We start from the raw sequence: 10007 nt of genomic DNA, 5'->3' as shown, positions 1-10007 counted from the left end.
GTGTCAGTCACTGCATCTGGTGACTGACCCACTGCTATCGGGAGCAAGCCCCCTCCCACATTTGCATTGGGTTTAATCCCAGTGGTGTGGCTTACACCACCAGCGACAACAGCATGATGAAGATCAGCGCCACGATCGACAGAATCGTCTCCATCGCCGTCCAGGTCTTGAATGTTTCGGCCACGGTCATGTTGAAGTACTGCTTCACCAGCCAGAACCCCGCATCGTTGACGTGAGACAGGATCAACGAACCCGCCCCCGTCGCCAGCACCAGCAGCTCACGATTGACCCCTGGGATCATCCCCACCACCGGCACCACAATGCCCGCGCCCGTGATGGTCGCCACTGTCGCCGAGCCGGTCGCTACACGAATCACCGCCGCCACCAGCCACGCCAGCAGAATCGGGTTGATCTGTGCGTTCACCGCCATATGGCCGATCACGTCACCCACGCCACTGGTCACCAGCATCTGCTTGAAACCGCCACCAGCGCCAATGATCAGGATGATCGCGGCCGTCGGCGCCAGGCTGGCGTCGAGCAGCTTGAGGATCTGCTTGGAGCCGATACCTTGGCGATGGCCGAAGGTGTACAGCGACAGCAGCAACGCCAGCAACAAGGCGGTGATCGGGTGACCGATCATGTCCATCCAGTTGCGGATGGCATGGCCGTCCGGCAACGCGATGTCAGCGAAGGTCTTGAGCAGCATCAGGAACACCGGCAGCAGCACGGTGATCAGGGTCACGCTGAAGCTCGGCAGGTTTTTGTTCTCAGACTCACGGGCCAGTTGATCAACCAACTCCTGGGACGGATTGCCCGGAATGTACTTGGCGATAAACGTACCGAAGATCGGGCCGGCGATGATGGCGGTCGGCAGCGCGACGATCAGGCCGTAGAGGATGGTCTTGCCGATGTCTGCGCCAAACACGCCGATGGCCAACAGTGGGCCCGGGTGCGGTGGCACTAGGCCGTGTACTGCCGAAAGGCCAGCCAGCAGCGGGATACCAATCTTGATCAGCGATACGCCAGTACGACGCGCGACGATAAACACCAGCGGGATCAACAGCACAAAACCGATTTCGAAGAACAGCGGGATGCCCACCAGGAACGCGGCGAACATCATGGCCCACTGGACCTTCTCCTTGCCGAAGGCGCGGATCAGGGTCTGGGCGATCTGATCGGCACCGCCGGATTCGGCCATCATCTTGCCGAGCATCGTGCCCAGGGCGAGGATAATGCCGACAAAGCCGAGCACCCCGCCGAAACCGTCCTGGAATGCCTTGATGATCTTGTCCACGGGCATGCCCGAGGTCAGGCCGAGGAAACCGGCCGCGATGATCAGGGCAATGAACGGGTGCACCTTGAACTTGGTGATCAGAACGATCAACCCAATGATTGTGACCACTGCATCGAGCAGCAGGTAAGACTCGTGGGACATGCCAAACATGGGGGGTCTCTCCTGTTTGTTGTTGTTATTAAAGCGGGTGTTGAATTTCTTGCCGGGGATAGCGCTATCTTTTCCGGCAAAAAATTAATGAGTAGGTTCAAAGCCGTGTTGCAGCCACCAGGCATGGGTCTGCCGGGCCAGGGCCTCGACGCTGTCTTCGCTGGCGTTGAGGGCCAGGGTCAGCGGCTCGCCCACGGGCGACTCAAGGGTGGCGAACTGGCTGTCGATCAGGCTTGCCGGCATGAAATGGCCAGGGCGATGGGACACGCGGTCGGCGGCCACGGCACGGGTCAGTTCCAGGAACACAAAGCCCAGGCCCGGCGCGGCTTCACGCAGGTGGTCGCGGTATTTCTTTTTAAGCGCCGAACAGGTGAGCACGGGATGCTCGCCAGCCTTGAGCGCACGGCGCAGTTCATCGCAGAGGATATCGAGCCAACCGGCGCGGTCGTCGTCGTTGAGCGGGTGGCCGGCACTCATCTTTTCGATGTTGGCGGCGGGGTGAAAGCTGTCGCCTTCAATGGCGGTGGCGCCGTTCAGGCGGCACAGGGCCTCGCTGACGCTGGACTTGCCACAGCCGGAAACACCCATGATGACCAGGGCGGTAACAGGTTGACTCATGAAACACCTCAGGACGCAGATAGCGCTACCTTTGCACGCTGTAAGGCTAGTGCAAAAACAGGCTTTTCCCGCGCCGTCTTGTCTTTTTTTATGGAGTGACGCGTGCATCCTCTCCAGCGATTTGAACGGGATCAGGCAACCCTTCGTTCAAGTATTTGCAGCCTTTTGGAGACAGCGCTACCTTAGTGCCTCGATTTTTGTTTGGCAAGCCGCCTGATGACCTCCAAGAACGATAAAAAATTGCGCACCACGGGTCGCCCGACCCTCAATGAAGTCGCCCGTCTCGCTGGCGTCAGCCCGATTACCGCCTCCCGTGCCCTGCGTGGCATCAGCACCGTGGCCACCGAACTGGTGGAAAAAGTGCAACGGGCCGCCAGTGAGCTGAATTACGTCGTCAACCCTGCCGCCCGTGCCCTGGCCTCGGCGCAAAGCCATTCGGTGGTGGTGCTGGTACCGTCGCTGTCCAACCTGCTGTTTATCGAAACCCTCGAGGCCATCCACCAAGTACTGCGGCCCAAAGGTTTTGAAGTACTGATCGGCAACTCCCACTATTCACGCGATGAAGAAGAGAACCTGCTGCGCAACTACATGGCCTATCAGCCACGGGGCTTGCTGCTGACCGGCTTCGATCGCACCGAAAGCGCGCGACGGATGGTCGAGACCAGCAATGTGCCGTGCGTGTACATGATGGACCTGGACCCCAACGCCGGCGTGAACTGCGTGGGCTTTTCACAGTTGGCGGCCGGTGAAACCGCGGCGGCGCATCTGCTCTCCCGTGGCCGCAAGCGTCTTGCCTACATCGGCGCGCAGTTGGACCAACGCACACTGTTGCGCGGTGAAGGCTTCCGCCGTGCCCTGCAACAAGCCGGCATGTACGACCCGGCGCTGGAACTGCTGACTCCACGCCCGTCCTCCGTGGGCCTGGGCGGCGAGCTGTTCCTGCAGATGCTGGCAAGCCATCCCGACGTGGACGCGATCTTCTTCGGCAACGACGACCTCGCCCAGGGCGCGCTGCTGGAAGCCCTGCGCCACGGCATCAAAGTACCGGAACGCATTGCCGTGCTGGGCTTCAACGACTTGCCGGCATCGTCCTTCATGGTGCCGCGCCTGAGCAGCATCAGCACCCCGCGAGAGGCGATTGGCCGGCGTGCGGCGGAGCATTTATTGACGATCATGGCGGGTAACAAGATCGCCAAGCCGGTGGTGGATATGGGGTTTGAGTTGCAGGTGCGGGAAAGTACCTGACCCTACAAAGCCCCCTCCCACATTTTTTCCGTGTGCCCTGGGAAGTATCGCTGTAGCGTCCTACGCCTGCTAGATTGGCTGCTTTCCAATGCCAGGGAAGCACCATGGGACACTCACTGAAAATCTTGGGCCGCACGTCCTCCATCAACGTGCGCAAAGTACTGTGGACCTGCCACGAACTCGGTATCGACTATCACCGCGAAGACTGGGGCGTCGGCTACTCCCCTACCCAATCCCCCGAATTCCTTGCCCTTAACCCCAACGCCCAAGTGCCGGTACTGATCGACGACCACGGCGTGCTGTGGGAATCCAACACCATTTGTCGTTACCTCGTGGGCCTGTACCAACGCCACGACTTGCTGCCCGCCGAACCCGCCCCCCGGGCCAAGGTGGAGCAGTGGATGGACTGGCAAGCCACCGAGCTCAACCCTTCCTGGGGTTATGCATTCCATGCCTTGGTACGCAAAAATCCCGACTACCAGAACCCACAACGCCTCAGTGCCGGCATAAAAGCCTGGAACGACAAAATGGGGCTGCTGGAACAACAGTTGGCCAGAACCGGCGCCTACGTGGCCGGTGATGAGTTCACCCTGGCCGATATCCTCGTCGGCCTCTCGGTACATCGCTGGCGTAACGCGCCGCTGGAGCACCCGCCCTACCCTGCGGTCGAGGCGTATTACCAGCGGCTCAGCCAGCGCGCCGGTTTCCAGGCCTTTGCACTCGACGGTCACAACTAACCCACGCCCCCTCGGAACTGCTCCCATGCTTTCATCCTCCGCCACAGACGGCGTCGATCCAATCCGCGCCGCCCACATCAGCGCACGCATCGACCGCCTGCCTGCCGTTGCCACTGTCTGGCGCCTGGTGGCGTTGCTGTCGATTGGGGGCTTTTTCGAGCTGTATGACTTGTTCCAGACCGCCTACATCAGCCCCGGCTTGATCAAGGACGGCCTGTTTGCCACCGGCAGTGGCGGTGTATTCGGTTTTTCCGACCAGGCCGCGTTCGCCTCGGCCACCTTCCTGGGTCTGTTCCTCGGCGCCAGCCTGCTCAGCCCCATCGCCGACCGCTTCGGGCGGCGGGCGATCTTCACCTTTGCGCTGATCTGGTACACGGTCGCCACTGTGTTGATGGGCATTCAGACATCGGCGCTGGGCATCATTTGCATGCGCTTTCTGGTGGGCATTGGCTTGGGCATCGAACTGGTGACCATCGACGCGTATCTCTCGGAACTGGTGCCCAAGCGCATGCGCAGCTCAGCGTTTGCCTTTGCATTTTTCATCCAGTTTCTGTCAGTGCCCTCGGTGGCCTTGATGTCGTGGTGGCTGGTGCCTCAGGCACCCTTCGGGGTGTCCGGTTGGCGCTGGGTGGTGTTGTCGAGTGCAGTGTTTGCGCTGTTTATCTGGTGGCTGCGCAAGCGCTTGCCGGAGTCACCCCGCTGGCTCGCGCAAAAAGGCCGCTTCGAGGAAGCCAATGCAATCATGGACAGCTTGGAGGCTCGCTGCCAGAAAGATCATGGCAAACCGTTGGATGAGCCCGAGCCCGAAGCGGTCAGCGTGCAAGGCAATGGTCGCTTTGCCGACATCTGGCAGCCACCCTATCGGCGCCGCGCGTTGATGCTGATCGTGTTCCACGTATTCCAGGCCATCGGCTTTTTCGGCTTTGGCAACTGGTTGCCGGCGCTGTTGTCGGGTCAAGGTGTCAGCGTGACCCATAGCTTGCTCTACGCCTTCATCATCACCCTCGCCTACCCACTGGGGCCGCTGCTGTTCGTGAAGGTGGCCAACCGCTTTGAGAACAAATGGCAGATTGTCGGCTCGGCCCTCGGCGCGATGATCTTCGGCAGCCTGTTCGCCCTGCAAACCACGGCGGTGGGGCTGGTGATCTGCGGGGTGATGATCACCTTCTGCAATGCCTGGCTGAGCTTCAGCTATCACTCGTATCAAAGCGAGCTGTTCCCCACCAATATCCGAGCGCGGGCTGTGGGGTTCTGTTATTCGTTCAGCCGCTTGTCCACGGTGTTCAGCAGCCTGTTGATCGGTTTTATCCTCGAACACCTGGGCACGCCGGGGGTACTGGCGTTCATTGCCAGCAGTATGTTGATCGTGATGATCACCATCAGTGGGTTCGGGCCGCGCACACGTAACCTGGCGCTGGAAAATATCGCCCATTGATAGCAACGCTACCATTTGTCATGACTGTTATTTCTGACAGTAGATCTGAAGTCGCTATGAGTATCTGATTTTGAGCAGGGCTTAGACAGCTCTGTAAATCCCGTAGCGGACAAATGAGGATAACGTCATGGCAAATTCCCAAGTTGGAAGCAACGACAAGAACCCCACCAATGGAACGTTCACTGCACAACTCGTCAGAGGCAATGTGATTCTTGAATACAGGGCCGACGAGATCAGACTAAGAAAAACCGCATTCCGCTATATATTGGACACTACAATGGGGGGTGCGAACGTTGTTTATATAGAGCTCCACCTCCCACTTGGAATCACAGGAAACCGAGATAAATACACCATCAGTAATCCCGACGGCCCGGTGACGGCCACCTGCGACTTAAAGTACGCCTCCGACCCCGAGCCTCTCAGTTTTCAAGCTTCCTCAGGGCAAATAACGTTTTATGAGTTTGATACCAGCACTGGAAAAGTCCACGCAAGGTTCAACATGAGAGCCATAGGGAAAAACGGAGAGTTATTGGAGGTCAATGGAGGGGAGTTTCAATTAGTTGGTATTGGCCGTTGACGCAACAATAGGCCCGTAAATGTCATGGGGGGGAAGCCATCAAAATGCCAGACAACGGCAAGAACTAGCCGTAAATAGGACATTTCTTGCCTTAGCTAACCAGCCTCCCCCCTAACGCAGGGCACATCGTGTCCGGCACGCTATTTGCTCAACCTGTGGCACACGAACATTTCCACAGGTGACCGATCATGCTGGTTAATAACAACGCCCAAGCCGTGTCGACGATCCAACATATCAAGCGCCCCGACATGGACCCCGCCAACGCTGCCGCCAGCACGCTGTACAGCGGTGCCCTGCAAGCGGCGCAGCAAAGCGTCACGGTGCCGGCCGCGCAAAAGGACCTGGACAAAGCCAACGACCGTATCGATGAAGCTTTCGCCAAGACCCGCGTACAGTTGCAGGCCACCACGGCAGCGACGAGCGCGACCTCGGGAGTGCCGGCCACCGACTCGACCGGCAAAACGGCACGTGAAGATTTTACCGACTACATGAGCAAATCCCCGGCCGAGCGCATTCGCGAACAGTTGCTCAAGGAGCAGGGTTTGACCGAAGCAGATGTGCAGAAGCTGCCGCAGGAAAAACAGGACGCGATTTCCAAGGCCGTGGCTGAACGCCTCAAGCAGCAACAGGATCAGCAGGTAGCGGCAAAAACCGCCGACCCGCAGGTGCAGGCGGTGAAAGAAACCCTGGCCGCGATCTAAAAATGTGGGAGGGGGCTTGCTCCCGATAGCGGTGGATCAGCTACAGATGATCTGCCTGACACACTGCAATCGGGGGGCAAGCCCCCTCCCACATTGGATCTTCTTTCACATTAGATCTGCCGTGTTCTAGAGATCAGCTACTGCAGTTGCAGGGTGGAATTGAACTGACTGATCGCATCCACCACATGCCGTGAGCCTTCCTGAATTTCCAGGATCACCTGCCCCGCCTCATTCGCCAACTCCACCCCCAGCCCGGTGCGGCTCAAGCTCGATTGCATGCTCGACACCGCGCTCAGCGACAGGTCGTGGTTCTTGCGCACCACATCGACAATCTCCACCGTCGCCTGGCTGGTGCGTGCTGCAAGGCTGCGCACTTCATCAGCCACCACTGCAAACCCGCGTCCGTGCTCGCCAGCCCGCGCCGCTTCAATCGCCGCGTTGAGCGCCAACATATTGGTTTGCTCGGCAATGCTGCGGATGGTTTGCACGATGGCGCCGATAATGTCCGACTGTTTGTTTACTGCGTCGATACTCTGGGCCGCCTGGTTCAGATCGCTGGAAATTTCTTCGATGATCTGCACGGTTTGCTGCACCACCTCCGAGCCCTTGCGTGCGCAGGCGTCGTTTTGCACCGAGGTGGCATGGGCCGAATCGGCGGCGGTGCGCAGGGTGGTGACTTGGTCGGTGATGTCGCTGGCGAACTTCACCACTTTGTACAGGCGGCCGTTGGTGTCGAAGATCGGGTTGTAGGAGGCTTCCAGAAACAGCGTCTTGCCATATTTGTTTTTGCGCTCGAACCGATGGGAGTGGTACTCGCCACGGTTGAGGGATGCCCAGAACGCCTTGTACGCCGGCGACTCGACCTCGGCGCGATGGCAAAACATGCTGTGGTGCTGGCCGATGATCTCTTCACGGGAATACTGCACGGTGCGCAGGAAGTTGTCGTTGGCGTTGAGAATCTGGCCCTGCGGGGTGAACTCGATCACCGCCATGGAGCGGCCGATGGCATCGATCAGGCTCTGGTTCTCGTGCTCATGGTGGACCCGTGCGGAAATATCCGAAGCGACCTTGATCACGCTCTGCACCTGGTTGTTGCTGTCCAGCACCGGCATGTAGCTGGCCTCCAGCCAGACTTCCTGGCCGCGCTTGTTCAAGCGCATGAAGGTGCCGCTCAACGCCTCACCCCGGGCCAGGTCGCGCCACAGCTTGGCGTAGGCTTCGGTGTGGGTAAACGCCTCATCGCAGAAGATCCGGTGATGTTTGCCGCGAATTTCCTCGGCGCTGTAGCCCATGGTTTTGCAGAAGTTGTCGTTGGCATCGAGGATCACGCCATTGCGGTCGAATTCGATCATCGCCATGGAGCGGCTGATGGCGGCGAGCTTGGCGTTGGCTTCGGTCAGGGCACAGGAAAAACGTTCGATTTCTTGCAGGTCGGATTTGTGATGGCGGTTGAACATGGTCAGATCACCCTTGATTCCCGGCGCCTGGAAGGCGCATTCCATTCATAAGTTGGATATTACTGGTGCACTTTCATGGGGAAATAACCATCCGAAACGCTTTAAATGGCAAACGTCATCAACGGTTCTGGATGAGCATAGACAGGGGTTGACGCTATGCAAGGCCACTAGTCCGCCAGCATTTTTAACAAGGCCTGGGCAGCTGCGGATGGCCCACGATTTGGCGAAACTACCAAAGAGAACTCGCGGTGCACGGGAACGCTGAGCGGCATCACACGCAGCCCATCGCGCTGAACCGGCAGGGTCATTTCCGGCACCAGGGTCACGCCAATGCCCTCGCGCACCAGGCTGAAGGCGCTGCTCCATTCACGCACTTCCACACGAACATCCCGCAACGCCAAGCCGGCGTCGGCGCTCAGGCTTCTGGCGTTGGCGGTGCAGCCGCCAGTGGCGAGTACAAAGGGTTGTTCCAGCAATTCTGCCAATGTCACGGTGGCACCCATCGGGCGCTGAGCCAACTCGTGCTGCGCGGGCACCACCGCCAACCAATTATCGCGCCCCAGTACCGTGGCATTGCGCTCGGGCTTGGGGTTGAGCACCACGCCCAAGTCGATCAGGTCGGCGTCAAGCAAGGTATTCACTTCGTTGTCGGTGACTTCCAGCGTGGTGACCTCAATGCCGGGATACAGCCGCTTGAAACGCAGCAACAGCGGGCTCAGAAAGGTATCCAGCACGATGGGGAAACTGGCAACGCGCAGCGTCCCACGCAACATGGGCTTGGCCTCCTCCACGGTGCTGCGGATTGTCTGCAGTGCGCCCATCATCACCCGCGCCTGTTCGATCACACTCAGCCCCAATGCAGTGGGCAGGGTCTTGCGCGGTTCACGGGTAAACAATTGCGCGCCCAGCGTCGCCTCCATGCCGGCCATGGCCTGGCTGGCAGCGGACTGGGTCATGCCCACACACTCGGCGGCGGCGGTAATGCTGCCGTGATCCGCGACGGCGACCAGCAAGCGCCAGTGCATCAGGTTCATCATGACAGTAGCTGTCCTTATGGCAGGGGTCTGAAGGTTTAATTTTACGCACGGTGCCATGCCCGCGAGACTGGCGCAAATTCAACGGAGTTGTCCCTGATGAAACTGTATTACTTCCCCAACGCCTGTTCCCTCGCCCCCCACATCGTATTGCGCGAATTGGCGTTGCCGTTCGAACTGGTGCTGGTCGACAACCAAGCCAAGACCACCGCCCACGGCGAGGACTTCCTGCAGATCAACCCCAAGGGCTACGTGGCCGCGCTGCAACTGGACAACGGCCAGGTATTGACCGAAGCCAGTGCGATCCTGCAATACCTGGCCGACCTCAAACCCACCGCCGGCCTGGCCCCTGCCAACGGCAGCTGGGAGCGCGTACGCCTGCAAGAGTGGCTGAACTTTGTCGCCACCGAAATTCATGGCGGGCTGGCGGTGTTCTTCAACAGCGCAATCCCGGATGAAGTGAAAGCGCTGTTCAAGGCCACGCTGTTCAAGCGCTTTGCAATCCTGGTGCAGACCTTGGAGCGTCAGGATTACCTGCTGGGTTCACAGTTCTCGGTGGCCGATGCCTACCTGTTCGTGGTGCTGCGCTGGGCGGCGTTTCACGACATCGACTTGCGGGAATGGCCGGCGTTGGCTGCGTTTATGCAGCGGGTGAGTCAGCGGCCTGCAGTCATTTCTGCCCTGACAGTCGAAAATCCATGACCTAAAATGCAATCAACATGTGGGAGCGGGCTTGCTCGCGAAAGCGGAGTGTCAGTC

The 10007-nt window shown here is 59.3% G+C and carries 9 protein-coding genes and 2 pseudogenes; 6 read left to right on the top strand and 5 right to left on the bottom strand.

Annotated elements, in window-relative coordinates; all coding sequences use genetic code 11:
* Positions 1–91 precede the first annotated feature (91 nt).
* Positions 92–1444, bottom strand: a complete 1353-nt coding sequence (locus ACRESD_RS26020; RefSeq protein WP_431753527.1) for a GntP family permease — start codon at positions 1442–1444, stop codon at positions 92–94.
* Between the two features lie 84 nt (positions 1445–1528).
* Positions 1529–2062 carry a gluconokinase gene (locus tag ACRESD_RS26015; RefSeq protein ID WP_431753526.1) on the bottom strand — a complete coding sequence of 178 codons (534 nt, stop codon included), beginning with the start codon at positions 2060–2062 and terminating at the stop codon, positions 1529–1531.
* A gap of 213 nt (positions 2063–2275) precedes the next feature.
* Here ACRESD_RS26015 and ACRESD_RS26010 point away from each other — a divergent pair, with 213 nt between their 5' ends.
* The 5 genes from ACRESD_RS26010 to ACRESD_RS25990 all read left to right on the top strand — a co-directional run bounded on the left by ACRESD_RS26010 (position 2276) and on the right by ACRESD_RS25990 (position 6757).
* Complete coding sequence (locus tag ACRESD_RS26010; RefSeq protein WP_431753528.1) at positions 2276–3307, top strand: LacI family DNA-binding transcriptional regulator; 1032 nt, start codon at positions 2276–2278, stop codon at positions 3305–3307.
* Positions 3308–3411: 104 nt separating this feature from the next.
* Positions 3412–4044, top strand: coding sequence for a glutathione S-transferase family protein (locus ACRESD_RS26005; protein ID WP_431753525.1), 633 nt, complete (start codon positions 3412–3414; stop codon positions 4042–4044).
* A 25-nt stretch (positions 4045–4069) separates the two neighbouring features.
* Positions 4070–5479: an MFS transporter gene (locus tag ACRESD_RS26000; protein ID WP_431753524.1), complete on the top strand. Its 1410-nt coding sequence runs from the start codon at positions 4070–4072 to the stop codon at positions 5477–5479.
* A 127-nt stretch (positions 5480–5606) separates the two neighbouring features.
* Positions 5607–6056 carry a hypothetical protein gene (locus ACRESD_RS25995; RefSeq protein ID WP_431753523.1) on the top strand — a complete coding sequence of 150 codons (450 nt, stop codon included), beginning with the start codon at positions 5607–5609 and terminating at the stop codon, positions 6054–6056.
* 188 nt (positions 6057–6244) lie between these two features.
* Complete coding sequence (locus ACRESD_RS25990) at positions 6245–6757, top strand: hypothetical protein (RefSeq protein WP_431753522.1); 513 nt, start codon at positions 6245–6247, stop codon at positions 6755–6757.
* 137 nt (positions 6758–6894) lie between these two features.
* Here the strand turns inward: ACRESD_RS25990 and ACRESD_RS25985 are convergent.
* The 3 genes and pseudogenes from ACRESD_RS25985 to ACRESD_RS25975 all read right to left on the bottom strand — a co-directional run.
* Positions 6895–7302 (bottom strand): annotated as a pseudogene (locus ACRESD_RS25985) (methyl-accepting chemotaxis protein); the annotation flags it as partial.
* Positions 7303–7437: 135 nt separating this feature from the next.
* Positions 7438–8214, bottom strand: a pseudogene (locus ACRESD_RS25980) (PAS domain-containing protein); the annotation flags it as partial.
* A 167-nt stretch (positions 8215–8381) separates the two neighbouring features.
* Complete coding sequence (locus tag ACRESD_RS25975) at positions 8382–9251, bottom strand: LysR family transcriptional regulator (RefSeq protein ID WP_431753521.1); 870 nt, start codon at positions 9249–9251, stop codon at positions 8382–8384.
* Positions 9252–9347: 96 nt separating this feature from the next.
* On the opposite strand from ACRESD_RS25975, the gene gstA reads away from it, so the two are divergent.
* Positions 9348–9950 (top strand): glutathione transferase GstA, encoded by a 603-nt coding sequence (gene gstA / locus ACRESD_RS25970; protein ID WP_431753520.1) that lies wholly within the window; start codon positions 9348–9350, stop codon positions 9948–9950.
* The last annotated feature ends 57 nt before the right edge of the window (positions 9951–10007 follow it).

Origin of the sequence: Pseudomonas sp., from assembly GCF_050739995.1 — a bacterium.
Taxonomy (GTDB): domain Bacteria; phylum Pseudomonadota; class Gammaproteobacteria; order Pseudomonadales; family Pseudomonadaceae; genus Aquipseudomonas.
This window is presented reverse-complemented; position numbering and strand designations above follow the sequence as displayed.

What these genes read in the sequence shown, in the direction of transcription:
- ACRESD_RS26020 (WP_431753527.1), bottom strand. Translation starts at nt 1,444, where the DNA reads ATGTTTGGCATGTCCCACGAGTCTTACCTGCTGCTCGATGCAGTGGTC.
- ACRESD_RS26005 (WP_431753525.1), top strand. Translation starts at nt 3,412, where the DNA reads ATGGGACACTCACTGAAAATCTTGGGCCGCACGTCCTCCATCAACGTG.
- ACRESD_RS25995 (WP_431753523.1), top strand. Translation starts at nt 5,607, where the DNA reads ATGGCAAATTCCCAAGTTGGAAGCAACGACAAGAACCCCACCAATGGA.
- ACRESD_RS25975 (WP_431753521.1), bottom strand. Translation starts at nt 9,251, where the DNA reads ATGATGAACCTGATGCACTGGCGCTTGCTGGTCGCCGTCGCGGATCAC.
- gstA (WP_431753520.1), top strand. Translation starts at nt 9,348, where the DNA reads ATGAAACTGTATTACTTCCCCAACGCCTGTTCCCTCGCCCCCCACATC.
- ACRESD_RS26000 (WP_431753524.1), top strand. Translation starts at nt 4,070, where the DNA reads ATGCTTTCATCCTCCGCCACAGACGGCGTCGATCCAATCCGCGCCGCC.
- ACRESD_RS25990 (WP_431753522.1), top strand. Translation starts at nt 6,245, where the DNA reads ATGCTGGTTAATAACAACGCCCAAGCCGTGTCGACGATCCAACATATC.
- ACRESD_RS26015 (WP_431753526.1), bottom strand. Translation starts at nt 2,062, where the DNA reads ATGAGTCAACCTGTTACCGCCCTGGTCATCATGGGTGTTTCCGGCTGT.